A 23759-nucleotide genomic window follows, 5' to 3' on the forward strand; every position below is an offset into this window, starting at 1 on the left:
ATATGGACTATTCGGAATTACAGGTAACCAGCAATTTCAGTTTTTTAAGGGGGGCTTCGCATCCTGAGGAGTTGGTAGAGACCGCCGCGATGCTGGGCTACCGCAAGATTGCCATTACCGACCGCAACACACTGGCAGGTATTGTACGTGGGCATGTGGCCGCCCGCAAGCATGATATCCAGTTTGTCCCGGCCTGTCGGCTGGATTTATTGGATGGCCCCAGCTTGCTGGCCTATCCTACTAACCTACCTGCTTACAGCACGCTATCTTCTTTATTGTCCGTAGGCAATCTCCGGGCAGAAAAGGGGAAATGTTTTTTGTACCGTCGGGATGTTTTCGAATATGCCAAGGGCATCCTTTTCATTGCCGTTCCTCCCGCGGAGCTGGATACCAGCTTTAATTTTTCTGCTGCTTTTGTGGATGATCTAAAGGATTACCAAAAGCATCTCTCCCCTCACCTCTTTCTGGCTACTGTGCGCAGCTATCAGGGAAACGACCAAAAGAGGCTGTACCGCCTGCGCCAGCTGTCCGATAAGCTGGGTATTCCTTTGGCTGCTACCAATGATGTGCATTATCATATTCCTGAACGCAGGGAATTACAGGATATCCTGACCTGTATCCGCGAGAAGTGCACTATCTATCAGGCTGGCTTTAAACTACATGCCAATGCCGAGCGTTACCTGAAACCAGTGGAGGAGATGGAGCGCCTATTCAGACAGTATCCCGATGCCCTTGCCAATGCCCAAAAAATTGCCGATACCTGTAACTTTTCATTGGATGAGCTGAAATATATCTACCCTGATGAGCTGACCAGTGATGGACGTACGCCACAGGAGGAGCTTGTTTACCTTACCTGGGCTGGAGCCCGGGAACGCTTTGGCGAGACTGTTCCTGAAGATGTTGTCCAACAGATTGGTGAAGAGCTGTCCTTTATGGAGAAAAAGAACCTGGCCAGTTATTTTTTGACAGTACATGATCTGGTGTGTTATGCCCGCAGCAGGAATATCCTGTGCCAGGGCCGTGGTTCGGCGGCCAATTCGGTAGTCTGCTATTGTCTGGGGATTACTTCTGTTGACCCTACCCGTATCAAGCTGCTATTTGCCCGCTTCATGTCGGATGCCCGGGATGAACCGCCAGATATTGATGTGGATTTTGAGCATGAGCGCAGAGAGGAGGTTATCCAGTATATCTATGAAAAGTATGGGCGCCACCGGGCTGCCGTAGTGGCAACCGTTACACAGGAGCGTTATAAAGGAGCTGTCCGCGATGTGGGCAAGGCTATGGGGCTTTCGGCGGATACCATCAGCAACCTGTCTTCGCGGGTGTGGCGTTATTCCTCGGAATGGCTGGAAAATGTAGACCTGATTGAACAGGGTTTGAACAGCAAGGATCCCCATCTGCGCAAAACGCTGGAGCTTACTCGGCAACTGATGGGTTTCCCGCGTCAGCTGGGGCAGCATACGGGCGGCTTTGTGATTACACAGGGCAAACTTTCTGATTTGTGCCCTATTATGAACGCCCGTATGGAAGGACGTACCTGCATTGAATGGAACAAAGACGATATCGAGGCTCTGGGGTTCATCAAGGTAGATGTACTGGCTTTGGGCATGCTCACCTGTATCCGCAAAGCTTTTGATCTGGCTAAAGAGCATTATGGTGTGGATCTTACGCTGGCCAATATCCCTCCAGACGATCCGAAGGTTTATGAAATGATCAGCCATGCCGATACCATTGGGGTATTCCAGATTGAAAGCCGGGCACAGATGTCTATGCTGCCCCGCTTAAAGCCCAAAAAGTTTTATGATTTGGTAGTGGAGGTTGCTATTGTCCGCCCGGGGCCTATACAGGGGGATATGGTGCATCCGTATCTGCGCAGGCGCAACGGGGAAGATCCGGTAGATTATCCTTCAAAGGAACTGGAGAAAATACTGGAAAGGACAATGGGTGTCCCACTCTTCCAGGAGCAGGCCATGGAGATTGCCATTGTTGCCGCGGGGTTTACGCCTGCCGAGGCGGATGAGCTGAGGCGCAGCATGGCTACTTTCAAATCGCATGGCAAGGTGACTCTCTTTAGGCAGAAACTGGTGGACGGTATGGTAGGCAAGGGTTACGAAAAGGAATTTGCGGAAAAGGTGTTCAAGCAGATTGAGGGCTTTGGGAGCTATGGCTTCCCCGAGAGCCATGCGGCCAGTTTTGCACTACTGGTTTATGTATCTTCCTGGATCAAGTGTCATTATCCTGATGTTTTTGCGGCCGCTATCCTCAATAGCCTGCCTATGGGTTTTTATCAGCCTGCACAATTGGTGATTGATGCCCGCAAGCATGGTGTGGAAGTACGGGCGGTTGATATTAACCATTCTTTTTGGGACTATATACTGGAGCAACAAGCTGGAAAATACAAGGCTTTGCGTTTAGGTTTCAGACAGGTGAACGGGATGAAACGAGAGGATATGGATTTGCTGGTTGCTCGGCGCAGCAGGCCTTACAGAAATATTACTGAACTGTTGGATATTGGCCTTTCTATATCCTGTTTGGAGAAATTGGCGGATGCGGACGCCTTCCGTTCTATCGGGCTTGACCGGAGGCAGGCACTGTGGGAGGTTGCAGCTTTGGCAGATAGCCCCCATGCCCTATTTGAAGGACAGCCTTCGGAAAGTGTGGTGGAACCGCAGATTGCTCTACCTCTCCTATCGGATGGCGAACATGTGGTGCAAGACTATGCCTTTACTTCACTGTCCTTAAAGGCGCATCCCCTCAGTTTTATTCGCGGGCAACTGGACCTGTTGCATGTCACTAGTACCAAAGGTTTGGATGCGGTTTCCGATGGTTCATGGGTCAAGGTTGCCGGTATAGTACTTGTCCGGCAGCGACCGGGTACGGCTAAAGGAGTCTGCTTCATTACCATAGAGGACGAAACGGGATATTCCAACATAGTAGTCTGGGAGAACCTGTTCGATAGATACCGGAAGGAAATACTTAGTGCCCGCCTGCTGATGGTGGAGGGCAAGTTGCAGAGAGAGGGCGAAGTGGTACATATCGTGGCCAAACGCTGTTTTGATCTTTCGGGACTTCTGCGTCAGCTAAAAGGGAAAAGTAGTTTGGATGGTACTTCCAGACAGAGGGAGGTTTTTCATAAGGGGAGGAATTTTAAGTAGGTACAAAATGGAATTAATAATTGCCCAAAAGCATCTATTTATCCTCTTATCTCATGAACTTTATTAGCGAAGAAGCCCAGCTGGTCGTAGCGGGGACGCTACAACCAAACTAAACGCTACGACTAGTATCAATGGGATGTATATGGCGTGAAAAACCTATTTGTGAGATGTTTCACTATCGTTCAACATGACGCGACTCACATAAGATTATAAGAAGGTCGTAGCGGGACGCCACAACCAGTATAGTCCGTCAATAATAAAATGTATTCGGTCTTTTTATGTAGTTTCTATTTTTGAAATAAGGACCAATTTGAAGCCACAATATTTTGGCAGAATTCACAAATCTACCTTACACATCTAAATCCGGTGTTGCTAAGTCCAGAATCACTTGAACTTTTCATCCGTCTTGCTACGCGGTAACCCGAACAGTAGCTATCGTTACACAGATAAGAACCGCCTCTTGTAACTTTCTTTGGGGTATATGGCTCGTCGGGGTCATAACTATCAGCTGGGCCTTTCGGATTTTTGACGCCCATGGGATTGGCCACTTTCGCATAATAATCATTTCTGTACCAATCGGAACACCACTCCCAAACGTTGCCGCCCATATCGTATAGCCCGTATCCGTTGGGTTTATACTGCTTCACGGGCGCCAAACCTTCAAAGCCGTCTTTCCCGGTGTTTTCGTAGGGGAAATTTCCGTCCCAAGAGTTTGCTTTGCTAGCACCAAGGCCTATGCCTTCATTTCCCCAGGGATAAACCTTATTAGTTTGTCCTCCGCGGGCGGCATATTCCCATTCTGCCTCGGTTGGTAAGCGCTTACCGGCCCATTTGCAATAGGCCATGGCATCGTCCCAGCTTATATGTACCACAGGATAATTTTCTTTACCTGTTAAATCAGACTTCGGCCCTTCCGGATGTTTCCAATCTGCACCGGGAATCCAGCTCCACCACTGCCTGTAATCATTTAAATCTACGGGGTGGTTAGGCGGCGTAAAAACTAAGGACGCAGCAACCAGCTGACTCTCGTCTGGTTTGGGGGTGTTGGGCGGTAATTGTTTCTTCAGCTCTTCCCAATCTGGCTTGCGCTCTGCCGTGGTAACATAACCGGTTGCATTAACAAATTCTGCAAACTGAGCATTAGTTACCTCGTGTTCATCCATATAAAAGCCATCCAAAATCACCAAATGTTTGGGGTATTCATCAGGGTCTGCCTGTGCATTGTCTCCGCCCATCATAAACTCTCCGCCGGGGATTTTAACCATCCCAGCGGTTGAGGTATCCCCACTAAATTTTATATCGTTGATACCAACAAGGGCTTTATCCGCGCTAGCGTTTTCCGTTGCACTTTGTGGCTTTTTATTTTGACTGCAAGCTACCGTTACAACAGAAAAAGCCGCCAAAGCCATATACGGCATCATTTTAAAACACAACATATTTAACAAATTATATAATTGCACAATTATATTAAAATATTATAAAGAACCTCTTAAAATAAGCTTGTGCGGATTTTTCAGTTGCTCGGTATGGTTGTTAACTATCTACACCGAAGCTTAAACGCGTTTGATAGTTCGAAAAGTACTTTTCTCAATCTAAATTGATTGTAACCAGTATCCTGCTTCTACGTATTTAGGCGGTATCGCAATGATGCGGCTTCGGTGCACATAGCCTTAAAAAATCTTTTAGCCAAATAAGAGAAGGTTACAGAAAGGTCTTCGTGTATCACACTGAGCCTAAAGGGATGCTAAGACCGGTATTTAGGCACTCAAATTGCTCCCAGCTTCGGCAATTAACTTTCAATTGTGGCAATAAAATCCTTTTATTACGTTTAGCTTCTATGCCTTTTAAGCCCTTGTATCTTGCATGTTTTATTTTTATAGCCAGCGCGTTGTTTGTTTCCTGCTCTTCCGTTTACATGCCCAATGTACCCAATAGCCCCATGCTGAGCGCAAAAAATGAGATCCATGCTTCGGGACATGTTTCCCTAAAAGGGAATCTGAGTTTTAATACGGCATACGCGGTATCAGACCACATAGGGGTATTGTTCAACGGTGCTTTTATTGATCAAAACCGGCGGAAAAAAGATTTTAGTCAGGACTTGGTAGAGGGGGGCGTGGGCTATTTTACCACCTTTGGCAAAGACAACCAACGGATTTTAGAAATTTACGGTGGCTTAGGCGCCGGCACTACCAAAAGACTTTACCGCAGCTTTGAAAAAGACGATATCATAAGTACTGACTTGCAAAATGTACGCTTTAACAAAAGCTTCTTGCAGGTAAATTACAGTACCAAAGAAAGAAACTCGGTCACGCTATTCTCCAAAAAATTCCCGCTTAACTACGGCACTATTTTCAGGCTGAGCCATGTTAGCATGACAAAGTTTGACCGAAACGGTATCAATCAACCATTAGAAGACAATATTTTTATTGAACCTGTTTTTTTTACGCGGATGAAGCTGAACAAAAATTTTCAGCTACAATATACCACAGGAAGCAATATAGGCTTAAAAAACCGGGATTTTTTAACCGCCGGAAGCTCTGTGTTCACCATCGGCTTGATTGTTAACCTAGGCGGATCTAAAATTTTCTGATGAAACTGTGTAGGCTGCTGCGTTAACGATAGTAGCGGTACCGGCCTTGTGGCTAAGGCCTGTGCAGTATGAGCGGATAGCGTGTTTAAACGCCCAAATAGCGCTAATTGACTTAAAGATAAAGCGCTTACCTGCTTAAATCAAGATTAAATTTTAAATTTGCGCAAATTTTAATTTATGAGCGCACTTTCAGAACAAGAGATCCAAAGACGCGAGTCTTTAAACGAATTAAGGAGGTTAGGGATAAACCCCTACCCCGCAGAGGCATACCCAGTTAACGCCAATGCGAAGGATATTTTGGCTAACTACGAAAGAGAAAAGACCGCTTATAAGAACATTAGCATTGCCGGCCGTATCATGACGCGCCGTATCATGGGAAATGCTTCTTTTGTTGAGATACAAGATGCCACGGGCCGTTTACAGGTGTACATCCGCCGTGATGATATTTGCCCCGATGAAGATAAAACGCTTTACAATACCGTGTTTAAAAAACTGTTGGATATTGGCGATTTTATTGGTGTTAAGGGTTACGTTTTTACCACCCAAACCGGCGAAATTTCTTTGCACGCCACAGAAATGACTTTGCTATCAAAATCGTTAAAACCTTTGCCTATTGTGAAACGCGATGAGGAAGGCAATGTTTACGATGGTTTTACCGACCCAGAGCTACGCTACCGTATGCGTTATGTGGATTTAACCGTAAACCCAGAGTATAAAGAAATTTTTAAAACCCGCTCAAAAGTAATTAGCACCATGCGTAATTATTTTGATGAGCATGGATGGATGGAGGTAGAAACTCCAATTTTACAGGCGGTACACGGCGGTGCGGCAGCGCGCCCGTTTAACACGCACCACAACACTTTAGATATGCCTTTGTTTTTGCGCATAGCTAATGAGCTTTATCTAAAAAGGTTAATTGTTGCAGGGTTTGAAGGGGTGTACGAGTTTGGAAAAATGTTTAGGAACGAGGGGATGGATCGTACGCACAATCCTGAATTTACCGCAATGGAAATTTATGTGGCCTACAAAGATTATATCTGGATGATGGCCATGGTAGAAGAGTGTTTAGAAAAAGTGGCTGTTGCGGTAAACGGAAAATCTACCGCCCAAGTTGGTGAAAACCTGATTGAATTTGCAGGGCCTTACACCAAACTATCCATGTATGATTCTATTGAAAAATACACAGGAATTGATGTTTCCGCGATGGATGAAGATGCCTTACGCGCCACTTGCGCCAGCCTTAACATTGCCGTTGATGCCAGTATGGGTCGCGGTAAATTGGTAGATGCCATTTTTGGCGAAAAGGTAGAGCATCACCTGATTCAGCCTACATTTATTACCGACTATCCTATTGAAATGACGCCTTTGGCGAAAAAACACCGCAGTAAAGAAGGTTTGGTAGAACGCTTTGAGCTTTTTGTAAACGGAAAAGAAATAGCCAACGCTTACTCTGAACTTAATGATGCGATTGACCAAAAAGAGCGCTTTGAAGATCAGCTAAAATTGGCGGCGCGTGGCGATGACGAGGCTATGGCTATGGATGATGATTTTGTGCGTGCTTTAGAGTACGGCATGCCTCCTACCGCGGGTTTAGGTATCGGCATTGACCGTTTGGTGATGATGATGACCAACCAACAGAGCATCCAAGAAGTGCTGTTTTTCCCGCAGATGCGCCCAGAGAAAAAAGCGAAAGTATTTAGCGATGACGATTTTGTGGCTTTAGGTATTCCGGCGGTTTGGGTTCCGGTGTTGCGTAAAATGAACATCAACAGTCCGGAAGATTTGAAGGCAGCAAACCCAAACAAAGTTTTTAACGATTTGGGCGGTATGCGCAAAAAAATGAAGCTTGATGTAGCCATGCCTCAAAAAGAAGAGGTGATGGCCTGGTTTGGGGCGTAGGCGGAGTGGTGGTTGAGTAGTGAGTAATTTAACAGAATTGCATAAAACAGAAAAACCTGACTGGTTGAAAGTCAGGTTTTTTTTTGGAGACCATTGGAACTAGCCTTTATCGTTTTTCCTTAAAAATTCCAAAATCTGGCGGGCCTCATCGTCAGATACGTTCTGGAACGTCATTTGCACCAGGTGCTTTTCAAATAAAGCTTTGGCAACCGGATCTTTTTTTGTCATTTCTTCCGGGTTGGTAATCATGTTCATGATCCACTCTGGCGTACGTAAATTGGTGATGTTTTTTAGTCCTGGGCCTACCAGTTTTTCGTCGGTAGTTTTATGACAGGCCGTGCATTTAGTATCAAAGATAGCCTGACCTTTTGTAGCCATCGCTTCATCTATGGTTGCACCAACATCTACCGAGGTAAAACGGCCTACACCCTTACTGTCGCTCTTTGCGTCTGGATCTAAAACGGCATCGTCATTTGCATCTGCCTCGTCTGTTGTAGCACTGCTGTTGGCTTCTGTGTTTGATGAGTCAGTGTTGTTGCTGTTTCCGCCACAAGACGAAAAAAAAGCACTTCCTGCTAGCATTGCAATGGCAACGCTTAAAACTTGTATTTTTTTCATGGTTCTTAAAAATTTGGTTTAAAAGATAACACAAAGTAAAGTCCTTAATTTTTTCTTTTGTGAATTATTCTTTTTTTAGAACCTTTCTAAAACCCGTCACTCATAAATCTGCAACCGGTGTTGCAGGTTTTGGATTTGGTGTTGCAAGTCCTCCACCTGATTTAGCAGATGGAAAACGGCATCAATCCCTGCTACGTTAATTTGCAAATCTTGGTGCAAGCGAAACATTTTCTCTAAATGGCGCAAGGCTTCCTGGTGTATGCAAGGCGCATTCTCTAGATAAGTGATCTCCAGTAAGTCGTTATTCTTCAAATCTTCAATGAAGGTCATCTCAATTTGATAATGATCGCAAAGCGATGCTAAGGTGATGTATTCGTTATTTGTCATGGCTTCTGAGTTTTGCTAGTTTCTCAAAAAGTTCTTTCTCTTCGGTGCTCAAATTTTTTGGCAAGCTTAATCGATAGGTAATAATAAGATCGCCGAAAGAACCTTCTTTTTTATATATCGGAAAGCCTTTTCCTTTGAGTTTTACCTTGGTTCCATTTTCTGTTTCTGGCGCTACTTTAAGCTTCACTTTTCCGGTGAAGGTATCTACCAATAGTTCTCCGCCCAAAATTGCGGTGTAAATATCCAAATCTACATCTGCCAGTAAGTTGTCGCCATCCCGCTTAAAAGACGTGTCGTTAACAATATTGAATTTGATATGCAAATCGCCATTGGCGCCACCATTTGCACCGGCACCTCCGTAACCTTTTATTTTTATCACCTGCCCATCTGCAACACCGGCCGGTATAGTAAGCCGTATGTTTTTTCCGTTTACCGTTAAAGTGCGCTTGTGCGTTTCGTAAACATCGCGTAAGCTCAATTGCAACTCGGCATTAAAGTCTTGCCCTCTAAACCTGCTTTGCCTTGCGCCGCCAAAGCCGCCACCTGCACCACCGCCAAACATAGAGCCGAAGAAATCCGAAAAATCAGATTCGTTAAAACCGCCTTGGTAACTTTGTTGATAGCCCCCTTGCTGTTGCCTGCCGCCGCCGTATGCTCGTTGTTGCTTCTCGGCTTGCTCAAACTGCTCGGCATGTTTCCAATCTTTACCGTACTTATCGTATTTTTTACGGTTTTCGGGCTTGCTCAGCACCTCATTAGCTTCATTTACCTCTTTAAATTTTTTCTCAGCTTCTTTATTATTTGGGTTTATATCCGGATGGTATTTACGGGCTAGCTTACGGTACGCCTTTTTAATATCGGCTTCGCTTGCATTTTTATCAACACCTAGTACTTTGTAGTAATCTATGTATTCCATAAAAATATATTTAAAATCGATTTGTTAATCGCTTTAAACGCATCCAATATTATACCAAAGCCCATAAAACAAAAAACGCCGGAAATTATGTCCGGCGCTTTTGAAACTCTCTATAATTTATCTTATTTTTTGTAAGCTTTAATACTGATTGGCCCGCTTAAACCGGAGGACATAACTGGCCAGCTAGAAGCATCGAAAGGTTTGTAATTGATATTAACAAAGTTGATTTCGTGATAGTTTCTCCACTGGATTCCTTTTTGGTCCATATAACGGATACGGTTGGCCATTAGGTTGGCTACTTCTATCTTCAGCTCATTCTTGCCTTTTTTAAGCGTCTCATTCAAGCGGATTTCAAAAGGAAAGCTCCACACCAAACCAAGGTCTTTTCCGTTTAACCAAACCCTGGCACTTTCAGCTACCTTACCCAAATCTAACACGTAAGTTTCATTAGCTTTCGGTTTAAATTTGAAGGTTGTGCTATAAGTTGCTAAGCCCGCAAACGCCTCTGCTTTGCTATCGTCGAGGCTTGTCCACGGCTGCAAATCAATTTTGCTGCGGTTTTCTGGCTTCTCTGGCCCGCCCTCGCCAAAGCTTAAATCCCATTTTGTTTCTATAGGGATGTTACGTTGTAAAGTATCTTGATAAACCCATTTGGCCGTGTTAGCTGCAAAGTTGCCACCCATCTGTAAAATACATGCCTCGCCAGGTTTTAAAGAAACCTTCACACTGGTGTGCCCGTTTTGTGTATGTGCATCGGCTAAGCCGTAAGCGCCGTTTTGCGGATCCATCCATAAAACTGTATCGCTCGCTTTATTAAGCAAAACATTTTCTGATATCGTATTGGCGGTGTGGTTCACCAAATAGTAATAAGTTTTGTCGCCATCCGCTCTGCGTAAAAATTGCAGGCCGCAGTCCGTAAGTTGCTCGCGGTGGATGTTTAGAAAGTTTAAAGCATCATCAATCTGCGTTGCCAAAATAACTTTACCGGCACCGGTATTCATCACTTTCAGCTTGCCATTATCAGCAAATTTTAAGCTAGCCAAAGTTGTTTGCAAAGTTTTGCGTTCTTGCTCTAGATTGTGATAACCGGGTACGTCTGTTGGCAAAGCTTGGAAGATAATATTAGCGCCCTGGCCAGCCAAATCAATCAGTTTTTGCAACGTTACATTGCTCATCAATTTTAAACTTGGCACTACCAATGTTTGATAAGGGCGCGCATTAACATGCGTTACCAATTTATTGCCGTTTACTACGGTTTGTCCTATTACCTTATCAGATACAAAATCAAAACTGTAGCCTTTTTTGTTAAGACTAACGGCATCTTTATAAAAATCGGTAGGATGCAACCATCGGTCAACATCATGCACGCCCAAAGGCATCATCAAACCGTTTGCATCATTCCAAACATCATAAACCGGCCAGTACAGTAAAATTTCATTATCTGCTTTGGCACTTTGGGTAACAGATTGTACGCGGGTGATGTAATCGTTTAATCCTCTTAAATGGTTCCAGAAAGGGTTTGCAGGAACTACGTTTGTTGAAGCATAAAACAGCCATCCCGGAAAAGGAACATCTTGCGGAGAGTAGGTAGTGCCATGGTAAAACAAATGGTTTACACCGGTAAGCAACAACTGCTCGGCCTCGGGCTTCATCTGCGAAAGCGAGGTTTTAAAATGCTCGGTAAGCCAAGTAAAAGTTTCTGATGAAACATACTTTTTACCGTTTACATGCGCTGCCGAAGTGGCAAATTTAAACATCATTGGATCCGGATCTACGTTACGTATATCCCCGCTATCGCGACGTAAACCCGGGATTGGGAAATAACTGGAACCGAAAGTTTCACATTCTGGAATATCCACGGCGCCGTACAAATCCAACAAATTACCCGGCGAGCCGTGCGATTGATTTTTAGAAACTGCCTGGTACTGGTGCGCCCAATTTGTCCACTCTTTGGTAAAATTGTTCAGCAACATTTCGCTCATCACCTCGCGATAGTCCGACTTAACGCGCGCTACGTCATCTCCACCGTCTTTAGCTATCAGTTTATCCACCTGCGCGGCCAAATCATAACCTTTTATGCGCTTAAATTCATCTAAAAAACCAGCCGACCAAGTTGCGCCATAAACCTCGTAACTATCGTTAAAAAAAGCACGTACACCTGGCGATTTGCCTTTAAAAGAATTGTCAAAGCGTTTTAGATAATCATCAACCGCAGTTTTGTTCAGATGGTCCAAAGTAAAACCCTCGCCGCCTGGCGCCGCGCGTTTAACCAGCTGGCGGGTTTTGCCGTTAAATATGGCGTAAACTTGCCAATCGCCACTTTGCGGGCGCCAACCTAAATTTCCATTGGCGTCCACATGTGCTGTAACATCTATTTTTTGCTCTTTTGGCCCTACGGCAATTACGCGCTGTAAAACCGCCGCCTCTTGTTTGGGTTCTTTAACCGTAATTTTTTCGCCGAGCAATTTCTCCGCTTTTAGCGGATACACCTGTACAATCAGCTTCGATGCGGCATCTGCTGGTGTAATCTGCGGGCCACCAAATGGCCAACCGGTTCCCGTGTTCATATCCACACCCAAGCCTAATTTGTTACCGGTTTGTACGGTGTTATTTAAAACATCCATCCATTTTGGCGAAAGAAAGTCGATATAGCGGTTTTCAAAACCTTTAGCGCCGTAAATCGGCGTAATTTCTACGCCGCCAAAACCGGCTTCCTGATATTTCTTTAGCAAAATATCAATGTCTTTATTATCTACCGCGCTGCCTGGCCACCACCAGCGCGTCCAAGGGTGCATTTGCTTTTCTGGTTGTGGCCAAGGGTTTGTTTGCGCGTAAATTGCGTTTAAACCAAAGGCGATAGCGAAAGCAAAAATTGTTGTTTTTTTTAGCATAGTTTATGTTTTTAAAGCTAATCCATATGAAAAACCTGGGGCAAGGGAATGCTAACCGGCGATAAATCTGCGTTGGTTTCCATAATATCTGCCATGTAGGCCCACCATTTTTGTACAATCTCGGTATTGCCTAAATCTTGCGAAGAAGCGCCGCTTTGTTGTTGCACGGCGAAAAGGATATGGGTTTCTTCATCCAAAAAAATAGAATAATCGCTAATTCCATTTGCCTTCAGCAAGTCGCGCAATTCGGGCCAAAGCGCAGCATGTCTTTTTTGATACTCTTCTTTGAAACCCGGTTTCAGTTTCATTTTAAACGCGATTTTCATTTTAATAAACTTAATAAATTTCTAATTGGTTGATGGCTATTCCCGGGTCCAAAAGATAAATCCGGATGGTGTTTTTGCCCGTTTTAAACTGGGCTTGAGTTTTACCCGATGCGTAGCCTTGTAATACGTTTTGCGCCCAGACTGCGTTTTCGGATTTTGGCGTAATGTTTACAACTTCTGCCGGCGTATTGTTAACAGAGATGGCATAACGCACCCCGCGCCCATCATAAACGCCTTGTGTAGGCAAACATTTTACTTCAATTAAGTGTTTACTTGTAAGGCCTTCCAGCTCATATTCTACAAAAGGCGCTTCATTTAAATTATCTGTGCTAAAAGCCTCAAAATAAAAAGGCAATAAGGTAACAGTGCTATCAGAAACGCCCAAACCGCTTACTTTATTCACTTTTGTGGCCGAAGCGTTTTGCGAACGCGTAAAACTCCCTGCCGGTATTACACGCGGTTGCGGAGCTGGCTTTTCTAAAACCGGATTCTCTTTTCCTGCGCTTACCATAGCTTCTGTGGCTATCTCTGGCATATCAAAAATTGGGCGTTTACGAGGGCGATAATCCATGATACCGTCCCATTTGCCTCCAGCAATTTCTTGGTTATAAGTTTTTGTGATTTCTTTAATATGCTCAAAAGCTTGGGTGGCATAATCGGCATAGGTTAAGGCTTCCTCTTTGCCCGCCCGTGCCAGCTTAATGCTTTTTTGCGCATAAAAAATCTTTTGGTTCATGTAATTGGCGCCCATTACCGGATAATAAACCAACTGGTAATAAGCATCTTGCAAACGGGCTGGAATCTCTCTTTTTAACTTATCTGCCTGCTGTGCTAATTTTTGGTAGGCTTGTAAACGCGCCTCTTTCTCGGCGTCGCTAAAGTTAATGCGGTTGATATGTTCGGGTTTGCCCGATGCGGCTAAGTGGTAATATTCATTTTTTATATTTGCGATTTGTTGGGCGTAAGCCTCGCCAAAAGTTTCTTTAGCCCAAGCCAAAGTATAATTGTGCGCGTTTTCTGGCTTCCAGCGCTCAACGTTCCAAGCTAAATCCATAGCAAAAGTAGTTTCCAGCTCGGCGGGTTTGATATCGCCCACATTGATTACCCAAAGCCTACGCGCCTGATAAGCGTATGCTTTGGACAGCTCGTAAGAAATTAAGCTGGGTGAAGTGCTAGAAAGCCAAAGATAATCTTCTGGCTTGCCCCAATAAGATAAGTGATAGTACACGCCTGCGCCACCAACTCTTTTTTGCTCTTGCGGATTGGAAAGCTGACGTACATAACCGTGGTTGTCATCTGCCCAAACAATGGTGACATCATCGGGCAGGTTTAGCCCCATGCGGTACAGCGTGAGCACTTCTTTATAAGGACAAAATATCTGCGGAATGCGATCTACCTGTGTGGCAAAATTGTTTTTAAACAGCTGCCGTTGGTTTTGGATTACCTCGTCCAGCAGTTTAAGTTTCTCTTTAGGATCTTTTGGCCCTGGCATACTACCATCATGAATACCGCGCATACCAACGGTATAAACAGATTCGTAGTTTTTGCTTTGTTTTAAACGATCGGTCCAGTATTGGTCTATCTCATTTTTATTTAAATCGTAGCGCCACTCGCCGGGCTTTTTACCGTATTCAGCTTCAAAGTTCTCGCTCCACTCAAAAACATTATTGCGCAGCATGGGTTCGCAATGGCTAGATCCTACTACAATCGCATATTTATCGGCCATTACTGGGTCCATGGGGTAGTAATAAAATGCTTTTGTTGATGGGTGCATGGCCGGCCAAATGTAATTTGCTTTTAGGCGCAGCAACAGCTCGAATATTTTAGTGTAAGTTTTTGGGCCTATGTCTTTTACATCGGTATCCAAATGTTTAGCTGCCCAAGGTTGTAAGCCCCAATCTTCATCATTTAAGAAGATGCCACGGTACTGTACCGAAGGCGCCTCTTGGATGGCTTTGCCTTTGGCGATGTAAAGTTGTTTTTGGCGCTGTGGCGTAACATCAGCCCACCAAACCCAAGGCGAAACGCCCAACATCCGCGAAAGCGTAAATACGCCAAATGCGGTACCGCGCCTATCGCTACCGGCAATAACCAAAGCTTGTTTTACCCCGGCAAAAGGCTCGTCAACCAGCGCAATCTGGAAATTTTCCCAAGCCCCATTCGGGAATGCCACAATTGCTTTCTTTGCCAATAGCTGGTCTATCTGTTTAGATTTACCGGCCGTACCAATGATGATCTGGTATTTTGCTTTGCTGGACCGCGTACTATCTATCAAGGGCGTTAAACCGCTTAGCAGGTTTAAATCTCCGGCAAAAGCTTTGGCAGCAATGGCCACCACGGCTGCATCATTTTGATCATAACAAATAGTTGCCATTTTTTGCTGATGCAACAACGGAAAATGTTTGCGGTTATACTTTTGGGCCACGCGCAAAACATCTTGCGCCCTTACGGGTTGCGCAAAAGCAAAAAAAATGGCAACTATGGGGATTAAAACTTTCAAATCTATTTCATTTTATATACTTCGGTTCCGGCTAGTAAGAAACAGCCTAAGCCGTAATCTTCAAAATCGGGCATGCTGGTATAGCTTACCGGCTGACCGTCTTTTGGCTCTTTACCGGTGCCTTGTACATAGCCTAAAAACCCATTAGGGTGTACCGCGTCTTTTTGCATGGCGTTCCAAGCTTTGGCAATTACCGGTTTATAGGTTGCAGCGTCCAAAATGCCTTTGTTAACCCCCCAAGCCATTCCGTAAACAAACAGAGCTGTTCCGGTAGTTTCTTTACCGCCGTAGTGGTTAGGATCGTGCAAGCTCACATTCCAAAAACCATCCGGACGTTGTAAAGGCACTAATGCGGTCATCATTTCTTTATAATCTTGCAAGTATTCGGCATAGTGCGGTTCGTTTGTAGGTATTAAATCCATTACGCGTACTAAAGCGGCTACCACCCAACCGTTGCCACGGCTCCAGTAGCAATCTTCACCGTTCGGCTCTTTGTATGGTGGCACAAAATCTTTATCTCTCCACCACAAACCGTCGGCTTTGTTGTACAAACCGCCACCTTCAACAAATTTACTGTGGTGGTACATTTTGTACATATACTCAAAATACGAGGTGTCTTTTTCCATTACACCCAATTTGGCAAAAACAGGCATCGCCATTTGTATAGCGTCTATCCAAGTCCAATCGTCCACCTTGCCCGATGCTTTCATCAAATCAATAGAAGCTTTGATATCTTTTTTACGCTCGGGTTGCGGGTCTATCTCGTACAAGTCCAAATAGGTTTGGCCGCAATCCTGGTTATCGGCATTGCGGGTTTTTATGCCCCCGCGCAAGCCCCAGTTATGGCTACGGCCCCAATCAACCGCGTAATTGTAGTAATTTGGGTTTTTATCTACCGTATATAAAGCCATCAGCCCTTCGTAGTAAACGCCGCGCGTCCAAATGTTGCTGGGGCGCTCAATATTGGTGAAAATGGGCTTCCCTGTATCAGGCCATTTGTCCATAAAATACTGGTTGGTTTTGCGCATGGCATCTAAAACCTTGTCTTTTTTAATTTCTTTTTTGGATGCGCAACTTGCTAACAAGCTTGCTGACAAAAGAAGCACGGATGCTGGTCTGATAAAGTTCATTGTTAGATATATTTAATTTTTGTTTTGTAAACTGGATTTCGGACGTAGCTCGTCCGGACTGCTTTTGGTAAAAGTATCAAACTGTTGTTTGGTAGGAGTTTTAAAGATATCTTCTACCAACTCTATTTTAATATCATTTTTCGGATTAAAATCGGCGGAAGCCATATACTTTACAATGCTGTAATAAAGTTGTTTGGCGGGTGTTCCGTCGGCTTTCTGTGGCGATAAATCTGAACTGGAAACCACCAATTTGCCTCCGCCTACCTTAGCCTCAAAAACAGAAGCTAAACGGCGGTTCATAAACCAGGTGTCAATAGGTTGGATGATGGGACGAAAATCTGCCGGAAAATCTTCCAGCACCATCACTTGTTGCTTGTTCACAATCTCCCACCATTGCAATTCGCTGTGGTATGCGGTCGGGAAATCGGCGAAAGCCGGATGCTTAGGATTTACCAGAAAACCCAGCGTGTGCGGCGGCCGCATTTTAAACCACGAGGTATTCCAGAAAACAGGCAAAAAGGTTTGCACCACTTCTTTTCCTTTAACCACTTGGCCGGCGGCGTTTAAAAACACTTTTCCGCCTTTGGCTAAAACCGCTTTTGCCTTAGCATCTAAGGCGGTGGTATAGTAAACATCGGTTTGTAGCTGTGGCAGTTTGGCCGGATAAACCCAAACATTCCAGTTGTTGCTGTATTTTGTGCCGGCAATTTCCACTTCTAAATTAAGTTTGGCGGCTTTGCTTATCGCTGATAGGCTATAGCTTATGTTCCCTAAAGTATTTAGCCCGATGGCCAGTTTAGATTTGTAGGTGTAAGTGAATAAAGTTTTACCCAGCTCATCTTTGAGGTAGCAAATCACTGTTGCCTTATCAAAAGGGTTTTGGCTGTAATTGGCTACCTGTATCTCGGCCTCAAAGGTTTCCGAATTATTGAAGGTAAACTTTTTTAGGCTGGCTAAAGGCACTACATCATCGCAAAAGCGGGTAAAGGCTGTGGAATCAATGTAACCTTTATCGTCCCAAAATGCATCCAAAACTCCTACTAAAGCGGTGCCTTGCCCAGGATAATCGTTAAGTGAAAGCAATTGAAAGCCCGAATAGTTTGGCGTGCGCAACGCTTTTTCAATTTCGTACTTATAACACAGGGCCTGCAATTTGCCAGAGGCCATCATAAAAAGATGTGCCTGATCTGCCATGTGGTGGTCTGCCAAATCTTCTTGAAAAAGCTCGAAGTTTTTTGCCCGATAAACGCCGGTATATTTTTTTATCTCATCAAAATTAGGGAATACGCAATATTGCCCCATCTCGTGCGCCACAAAAGGAACTGCAAATTGCCTGATTTTATCGGCGTAGGTCGAGTAGCTTTCGGGCTGGCGGTTCCAATCTAAACCGCGCGCGCCGGCACGCACCATAAACTCGTTATTTGGGATTACCGGCCAACTGCCACCAACAGAAGCGCCGGTGTATAAACGGCGACTGTCCTTAGCTTTCCAATAATTATTAAATTCGGTTAAATATTCCACTTGCCTGCCGCGAGGTTCGTTGCCGTAAGCCATCATGCAAAAAGAGGCATAGTTGCCGTATTGCTTGGCCATTCGGGTGGTTTCATCGTAAATAAACTGATCTATAGGTGCGCCGTAGCCTAAAGACGAGCCGTGGTTTGCCCAACTTGGCCCTTCGGGCTGTAAATAAATGCCTACTAAATCTGCCGCTTCAAAAGCCGCTTCTGGCGGACACCAAGAGTGGTAGCGCACATGGTTTAAACCGTAAGCCTTGCATTTACGCATAATGCGCAACCACGAGTCTAAATCTGTTGCGGGGTAGCCCGTAAGCGGAAAAACCGCATTATCTACCGTGCCCCGTAAAAAAGTTTTACGCCCATTGATGGTAAAATAGTGGCCATCGGCTTTAAAACTGCGCATACCGAAGGTCACTTGTTTTTCGCTTACTTTTTTGCCTTTCACCATTAATGCTGCAGTTAGGCGGTATAGCGCAGGCGAAAATTCATCCCAAGTTAAAAAATCGCCCATGGGCAAATCTGCAACCAAAGAATCACTGGCGCCTTTGCTGTTGAACTTAATAATGATTGGTCTTACCTGGTGTTTTTTGCTGCTGTTGAAACTTTGCGCGCTGATGTGTATTTCGCCTTTTTGGGCTTTCCCAATTTCATTGTTCAGCACTATTTTCAGTTGAGCAGTTGCCTCTTTAAGGTTAGGGTAAACCTGCAGATCCTCAACATAAAGCGGGTTATCGGCAATAATTTCCATGCGGCCGTTGATGCCGTTCCAGTTGCCCTGTGTATGGTCTGTTAAGCTATGCGAATCGGGTCCTACGTTAATTTCTTTTATCCGGTTATCTACCCGGATGGTAATGGTATGCTTGCCCGGCGACAGCAATTTACTGATGTTATATTGGTGGGGCGCCACCATGCTATTTTGCATACCTACCTGCTGATCATCAATCCACACGATGGTTTCGGTATGCGGTTGCTCTAAAAATAAAATAAGATGCTTTTTTGCCCATCCTGCTGGTATTTCCACATCTTTTTGGTACCAAGCCGCGCCCACATAATGCTTGTTTGGCGTTAGCCAAAACGGAATTTTGATGTTTCCTTCTTTGCGATACTTTTCTAAACGCGGGTTAAAGAAAAATGAGCTATCGTAAATACTGCCCGTCCACTGGGTTTTAAGGGTAATGTTTTCTCCTTTGTTGTTTTCTGCCATAGAGCCCGGCAATTTTACCTGCTCATCTAAAGTTTTAGCAAACCACTTTTCGTTAATGCCACGGTCGGCCGCATCCATTTTAAAACGCCACGTGCCTGCCAATGGAATACGCTGAGGTTCATCGGCGAAAGCTTTAAAAACACAATTAAAGATGCTGAAAAGGCATAAAAATACAAGGTGCTTCTTTAGGCGCATAATCTGGAGTTATAGACGTATTTGGTTTACGGCTACTATGATAGCGCTTTATATTTTAATGGGCAACCTGTGGCATCCTGCAAGCGTGCTTTAAACGCGTTTTAGAACGTCAAAATCTTGTTTCAAAAACGTAAACCCTTCCAAACGGCATGGGCAATTTGTTGCTGGCCGGCCACGTTTGGGTGCAAACCATCGGCAAAATTGGCTTCGCCTACCGCGTGCAATAAAGAAATAAATTGCACATTTTCTGCTTTAGCCAATTTACGATAAGCTTTTTTGAGGTGGTACAAAGACGTTTTGGTGTTTTGGTTGTATTGCTTTTTTATGTTAACACTGTCCATCGTTTTTAGGTTGATGTCCGTTGGCGCAAGCAAAACAATTTTAGCAGAAGTATTGATTTTTCTGATCTCGGCAATCATCCAGCGCATGTTCTCGACATTACCTTGTACCAAACTATCGTTCCCGTTTTTAAGGTCATTAACACCTAAAAAAATCAGGTATTGATCGGCATTGGGGTATTTTTCTAAAACGGGTAACAGTTCTTTTTTATCGGCGGTCCTGCGTCCGCTTCTTCCGGCATTAATAAATTCTACGTCCGGATGGTTTTTGTTAAGGAAATAAACCCAGCTTTTTCCTTCGGCACGCGCTCCGTAAGTGATAGAATCGCCAAAGCAAACAATTTGCGGTTTTTCTTCGGGACGGAAAGCAATTAAAATAATAATGATGACAGAAAGTGTAACAGTGGTTAGCAGGTTGGTTGATTTCATGATTTGAGGTATGAGGTGTAGGGTGTTAGGTTTGAGGTGTTAGGTTTAGGGTTGTTTTGCACTTAGTTTATAAGGATATTTAATCAAATACATTTTAACCGAGCTTTTAGCCTGCACATGGTCTCCCCAAGTTTTATACGCATAAAAGTAATGGTGATTTAAGTTTTTATCATTCTGTTGGTTAGAGAGGTAAATATATTTGTTCTTCATTTCTTTAAAAGTAGCCTCGTTTCCAACGGTAGGATCAAAGGCTACCCAGCCGTATTTGTGCATATAAACTTCGGCCCAATTGTGGAAAGGCGTATTCCCGAAGTCTGTTGTCAGTCCGGATATTACCCGCGCCGGTATCCCGTTAGCCCTGCACAAAGCCACAAATAGGCTCGCGAACTCGGTACAGTCGCCCCAGCGGTTTTCAAATGCTTTTAACGCACCGTAAGTAAATGGTGTTTCTTTGTAGCTTATCCATTTTGCAACATATTCATAAATATTCTTCAACATTTTTGTGGTATCTCTGCTGGCTAAGCTTTTTGCCTTTTGCATTATAGCCGGATTATCTGCTTCGATGTATTTCTCGGGAAGCAAATCTTCGGGCGCATACATTTGTGTAAACCGCGTTCCTTTTTTGGCGACGCTTGCGTAATCATTTTTCCAGATACGGGTTTTATAAGATATGGTCAGACTTGTTTTTTCTGCCGGGTTTAGCAGCTCAAATTCTGCGTAACTGTTAGCGCCATCATTAAATATGCGCAAAGGCTGTGCAGAGCAAGTCATTTCTAAAACCCGTTGCCGGTGTGGCATATCGGCAGGGACCAAAACCTTAAACAATATTTTTTTAGTATCAGGTCCGCATTTTAAATCAAAATAATGGACAACCTGATAATCTAAACTGTCTTGAGCGAACAATCTAAATTGCGCAAGCAACACTATCAAAATAAAACAGACTTTCTTCATTGCTGTAACATTTAAAGCTTTTGGTCTCTACTTCCTCCCCTCGTTGCTTACGCCCTCACTCGTCATCATTACCCTTTTTATACTGCCGTCTTTGTTGTAATACAAATAATCTACACAAACGGAACGGTGGAAACTGCCCGCATCTGGCACCAGCGCACCGTTATGGTAAATAAAATAATCTTTACCCTTAAAATTGATAATAGCTTGATGGTTAGTATTGGAATTACCTGCAATTTCGTTAATAATACCCTTATATTCCCAAGGTCCATTAATGTTTTTGCTCATGGCATACACAATCTTCTCTGGAAACTCCGAAGCATAGGAAAGGTAATACCAGCCTTTACGTTTATGTACCCAAGGCGCTTCTGTAAAGCTTGGGATGTGTACTTGTTTAATTGGCCCGTCAAGCTCAACCATATTCGCTTTTAGCTTTACATAATAACAGGTGGTATTGCCCCAAAACATATAAGCTTGGCCGTCGTCATCTACAAAAACGGTTGGGTCAATATCCTCCCAAGAGTGCTTGGTAACGGTGGTCATATCGTTAGTCACTAAAGCTGTTCCTCTAGCATCTTTAAAAGGGCCAACGGGGCTGTCGGAAACCGCTACACCAATGGCTTTCCCATGAATATCTTTGTGCGATGTAGAAACGTACCAGTAAAATTTACCGTCGCGCTCTACCACTTGCGATGCCCAACAATCACCTTTTGACCACGCAAAATCTTTGTAGGTCAAAGGTACCGGATGCTCGTACCAGGTTTGCATATCGGCAGATGAAAAACACAGCCATTCGTTCATCACGTAACGGTTTTCGCCGGGCTTAGCCTGGTCGTGCCCGGCATAAATGTACACACGGCCCTTATAAACCAGTGCGCCCGGATCTGCCGTAAACTTGTATTTAATTAAGGGGTTTCCGGTATTTTTAAAAGTGGTGTCAACTTTTAAATCTTGTGCAAACAAACCCGTTGCTAGCACGGAAAGCGCCATTGCGCTTAGGTAGTTTTTCATTTTCATAAAAGACGCAATTGTTTAGTATTTATCTTGTTGTCTTTTTTTATCTAACTGTTCAAAAGGGATTACCCCTGCACCATCTGCCCAATGCCGGTAGTCTTTTGCTAATTCTTTCACCTTATCGGGATATTTGCTGGCCACGTTGTTCAGCTCAGAGCGGTCGGTTTTTAGGTTATACAGTTCCCATTTATTTTGCGGATATTCGGAAACCAGTTTCCAATCGCCTTTAATTAAAGCCCGATTGCCTTCATGCTCAAAACCTAACACTTGGTGGCCGGTCCATTTTTGAGCTTTAAACAGCGGCACCAAACTTAAACCCTCAGTTTTCGTAATGGCATTTCCGCGATATTGAGCGGGATATTTTGCACCGGCTAAATCTAAACAGGTTTGCATTAAATCAATAATATGTGCCGGTTCCGCCGATTTATTCCCCGCTTTAACCACACCGGGACCGTAGGCGATAAAAGGAGTAGCCGTGCCACCCTCATACTCCCAGTGTTTAAATAAACGGAAAGGCGTATTGCTCACATTTGCCCCTTCTATGCCGATGGCCGTAAAAGATTTTGGGTTGCTGGGCGACATAAAATTAGCTTCCAAAATTTCTGGCGTAAAGCCTGTGTTGGTAATGGTTTCATTGCTTCCGCCGTTATCAGACAAAAACATAATCACGGTGTTTTGTTCTTCGCCCATGCTTTTTAGGGTGCTGCGCAACTTCCCGATGTTTTGGTCGAGCCTGTCAATCATCGCATAATAAACCGCCATTTTCTCGTCCCATTTTTGTTTTTCATCTTCAGAAAGCGATTCCCATTTACGGCAAGCCTCATCTAAAGGAGAAAGCTTAGTGCTTTTATCGATAATTCCCCTTGCTAGCTGTTTTTGGTAACGCTGTTGGCGCATCGCTTCCCAACCTTTCATAAACTTACCTTTGTATTTCGCAATATCTTGTGGTAGCGCATGTAAAGGCCAATGCGGCGCTTGATACGCCAAATACAAGAAAAATGGTTTGCTTTTATCTTTTTGTTTGATGAAATCAATGGCAAAATCGGTATAAGCATCGGTAGAGTAATAGTTCTCGCCGGGTGTGTAAGCTTCGTTTCCTAAAGCAATGGTCAGTTTTTGGTTGGGGCGGTAAGGCCTGTTTTCGAAATAGCTGTTGGCACCATCAATTAAGCCAAAATACCTATCAAAACCACGCTGCAAAGGCCAATGTTCTTTCGCTTGCCCTACATGCCACTTGCCTCCCATAAAAGTTTGATAACCGTTTTCTTTTAGCGCCTCGGCAATGGTAACGCAGTTGCTGTTCAAATAACCTTGATAGGCCGGTTGCGGACGTGTATTCATCATATCGCCAACGCCTGCTTGGTGTGGGTAAAGACCTGTTAACAAAGCTGCGCGCGATGGACAACACCTAGAAGCATTGTAAAAATTGGTTAAGGTAAGGCCGTTTTTTGCCATCTCGTCTAAGTTTGGCGTTTGCACATCGGACCCAAAAGCTCCAATATCTGAATAGCCCATATCATCTGCCAAAATGATTACGATATTGGGTTGCTTCTTTTGCGCCTGAGCAAAATTGTTGGAAACAAAAAAACAGATGATAAAGGCTAGTAAAGCTGGTTTGGACATGGCTATTTAATTTTAAGGTTGATTTGATATTGCGTTTTAAGGCTAATTACTCCAATTAGGTTAGTTTAAAAAAAAGATG

General features: G+C 44.2%; 16 protein-coding genes. 3 read left to right on the forward strand and 13 right to left on the reverse strand.

Annotated features, from left to right (window positions below):
- The first annotated feature begins 2 nt into the window (after window positions 1-2).
- A complete protein-coding gene (locus tag BCY91_RS15880) occupies window positions 3-3155 on the forward strand; it encodes an error-prone DNA polymerase (protein ID WP_120183133.1) in 3153 nt (1050 codons plus the stop codon).
- Between the two features lie 344 nt (window positions 3156-3499).
- Here the strand turns inward: BCY91_RS15880 and BCY91_RS15885 are convergent, their stop codons facing one another.
- The gene (locus BCY91_RS15885) at window positions 3500-4591 is read right to left on the reverse strand and encodes a formylglycine-generating enzyme family protein (protein ID WP_120183034.1); all 1092 of its coding nucleotides are present in this window, start codon (window positions 4589-4591) and stop codon (window positions 3500-3502) included.
- 503 nt (window positions 4592-5094) lie between these two features.
- Between BCY91_RS15885 and BCY91_RS15890 the strand changes: the two genes are divergently transcribed.
- Together BCY91_RS15890 and lysS are read left to right on the forward strand one after the other, a co-directional pair.
- A complete protein-coding gene (locus BCY91_RS15890) occupies window positions 5095-5745 on the forward strand; it encodes a hypothetical protein (protein WP_245989202.1) in 651 nt (216 codons plus the stop codon).
- A gap of 177 nt (window positions 5746-5922) precedes the next feature.
- Window positions 5923-7644 carry a lysine--tRNA ligase gene (gene lysS, locus BCY91_RS15895; protein ID WP_120183035.1) on the forward strand — a complete coding sequence of 574 codons (1722 nt, stop codon included), beginning with the start codon at window positions 5923-5925 and terminating at the stop codon, window positions 7642-7644.
- A gap of 99 nt (window positions 7645-7743) precedes the next feature.
- Here lysS and BCY91_RS15900 read toward each other — a convergent pair whose 3' ends face one another.
- From BCY91_RS15900 to BCY91_RS15955, 12 genes are all read right to left on the reverse strand, one after another.
- Window positions 7744-8262 (reverse strand): c-type cytochrome, encoded by a 519-nt coding sequence (locus BCY91_RS15900; protein WP_120183036.1) that lies wholly within the window; start codon window positions 8260-8262, stop codon window positions 7744-7746.
- A gap of 96 nt (window positions 8263-8358) precedes the next feature.
- Window positions 8359-8649 (reverse strand): chaperone modulator CbpM, encoded by a 291-nt coding sequence (locus BCY91_RS15905; RefSeq protein WP_120183037.1) that lies wholly within the window; start codon window positions 8647-8649, stop codon window positions 8359-8361.
- A complete protein-coding gene (locus BCY91_RS15910) occupies window positions 8639-9565 on the reverse strand; it encodes a J domain-containing protein (protein ID WP_120183038.1) in 927 nt (308 codons plus the stop codon). Before BCY91_RS15910 ends, BCY91_RS15905 begins: the two co-directional genes overlap by 11 nt.
- Before the next feature lie 122 nt (window positions 9566-9687).
- Window positions 9688-12456 (reverse strand): glycosyl hydrolase, encoded by a 2769-nt coding sequence (locus BCY91_RS15915; RefSeq protein ID WP_120183039.1) that lies wholly within the window; start codon window positions 12454-12456, stop codon window positions 9688-9690.
- 17 nt (window positions 12457-12473) lie between these two features.
- Window positions 12474-12782, reverse strand: coding sequence for an L-rhamnose mutarotase (rhaM, locus tag BCY91_RS15920; RefSeq protein ID WP_120183040.1), 309 nt, complete (start codon window positions 12780-12782; stop codon window positions 12474-12476).
- A gap of 10 nt (window positions 12783-12792) precedes the next feature.
- Window positions 12793-15282 (reverse strand): glycosyl hydrolase 115 family protein, encoded by a 2490-nt coding sequence (locus BCY91_RS15925; RefSeq protein ID WP_245989208.1) that lies wholly within the window; start codon window positions 15280-15282, stop codon window positions 12793-12795.
- 2 nt (window positions 15283-15284) lie between these two features.
- A complete protein-coding gene (locus BCY91_RS15930) occupies window positions 15285-16412 on the reverse strand; it encodes a glycoside hydrolase family 88/105 protein (protein ID WP_120183042.1) in 1128 nt (375 codons plus the stop codon).
- A 12-nt stretch (window positions 16413-16424) separates the two neighbouring features.
- Complete coding sequence (locus BCY91_RS15935) at window positions 16425-19328, reverse strand: exo-beta-1,4-galactosidase (RefSeq protein WP_120183043.1); 2904 nt, start codon at window positions 19326-19328, stop codon at window positions 16425-16427.
- A gap of 122 nt (window positions 19329-19450) precedes the next feature.
- Entirely contained in the window at window positions 19451-20095 is a 645-nt protein-coding gene (locus BCY91_RS15940; RefSeq protein ID WP_120183044.1) for an SGNH/GDSL hydrolase family protein, read from the reverse strand.
- A gap of 45 nt (window positions 20096-20140) precedes the next feature.
- Window positions 20141-21046, reverse strand: coding sequence for a transglutaminase-like domain-containing protein (locus BCY91_RS15945; protein ID WP_120183045.1), 906 nt, complete (start codon window positions 21044-21046; stop codon window positions 20141-20143).
- Window positions 21047-21073: 27 nt separating this feature from the next.
- Window positions 21074-22054 (reverse strand): glycoside hydrolase family 43 protein, encoded by a 981-nt coding sequence (locus tag BCY91_RS15950; RefSeq protein WP_120183046.1) that lies wholly within the window; start codon window positions 22052-22054, stop codon window positions 21074-21076.
- Between the two features lie 21 nt (window positions 22055-22075).
- Window positions 22076-23680, reverse strand: coding sequence for an arylsulfatase (locus BCY91_RS15955; protein ID WP_120183047.1), 1605 nt, complete (start codon window positions 23678-23680; stop codon window positions 22076-22078).
- Between the last annotated feature and the right edge of the window lie 79 nt (window positions 23681-23759).

The sequence above is a fragment of the Pelobium manganitolerans genome (assembly GCF_003609575.1).
Classification (GTDB): Bacteria; Bacteroidota; Bacteroidia; order Sphingobacteriales; family Sphingobacteriaceae; genus Pseudopedobacter; species Pseudopedobacter manganitolerans.

What these genes read in the sequence shown, in the direction of transcription:
- BCY91_RS15915 (WP_120183039.1), bottom strand. Translation starts at nt 12,456, where the DNA reads ATGCTAAAAAAAACAACAATTTTTGCTTTCGCTATCGCCTTTGGTTTA.
- BCY91_RS15945 (WP_120183045.1), bottom strand. Translation starts at nt 21,046, where the DNA reads ATGAAGAAAGTCTGTTTTATTTTGATAGTGTTGCTTGCGCAATTTAGA.
- BCY91_RS15955 (WP_120183047.1), bottom strand. Translation starts at nt 23,680, where the DNA reads ATGTCCAAACCAGCTTTACTAGCCTTTATCATCTGTTTTTTTGTTTCC.
- BCY91_RS15900 (WP_120183036.1), bottom strand. Translation starts at nt 8,262, where the DNA reads ATGAAAAAAATACAAGTTTTAAGCGTTGCCATTGCAATGCTAGCAGGA.
- lysS (WP_120183035.1), top strand. Translation starts at nt 5,923, where the DNA reads ATGAGCGCACTTTCAGAACAAGAGATCCAAAGACGCGAGTCTTTAAAC.
- BCY91_RS15885 (WP_120183034.1), bottom strand. Translation starts at nt 4,591, where the DNA reads ATGTTGTGTTTTAAAATGATGCCGTATATGGCTTTGGCGGCTTTTTCT.
- BCY91_RS15930 (WP_120183042.1), bottom strand. Translation starts at nt 16,412, where the DNA reads ATGAACTTTATCAGACCAGCATCCGTGCTTCTTTTGTCAGCAAGCTTG.
- BCY91_RS15905 (WP_120183037.1), bottom strand. Translation starts at nt 8,649, where the DNA reads ATGACAAATAACGAATACATCACCTTAGCATCGCTTTGCGATCATTAT.
- rhaM (WP_120183040.1), bottom strand. Translation starts at nt 12,782, where the DNA reads ATGAAAATCGCGTTTAAAATGAAACTGAAACCGGGTTTCAAAGAAGAG.
- BCY91_RS15890 (WP_245989202.1), top strand. Translation starts at nt 5,095, where the DNA reads ATGCTGAGCGCAAAAAATGAGATCCATGCTTCGGGACATGTTTCCCTA.
- BCY91_RS15950 (WP_120183046.1), bottom strand. Translation starts at nt 22,054, where the DNA reads ATGAAAAACTACCTAAGCGCAATGGCGCTTTCCGTGCTAGCAACGGGT.
- BCY91_RS15910 (WP_120183038.1), bottom strand. Translation starts at nt 9,565, where the DNA reads ATGGAATACATAGATTACTACAAAGTACTAGGTGTTGATAAAAATGCA.
- BCY91_RS15880 (WP_120183133.1), top strand. Translation starts at nt 3, where the DNA reads ATGGACTATTCGGAATTACAGGTAACCAGCAATTTCAGTTTTTTAAGG.
- BCY91_RS15940 (WP_120183044.1), bottom strand. Translation starts at nt 20,095, where the DNA reads ATGAAATCAACCAACCTGCTAACCACTGTTACACTTTCTGTCATCATT.
- BCY91_RS15935 (WP_120183043.1), bottom strand. Translation starts at nt 19,328, where the DNA reads ATGCGCCTAAAGAAGCACCTTGTATTTTTATGCCTTTTCAGCATCTTT.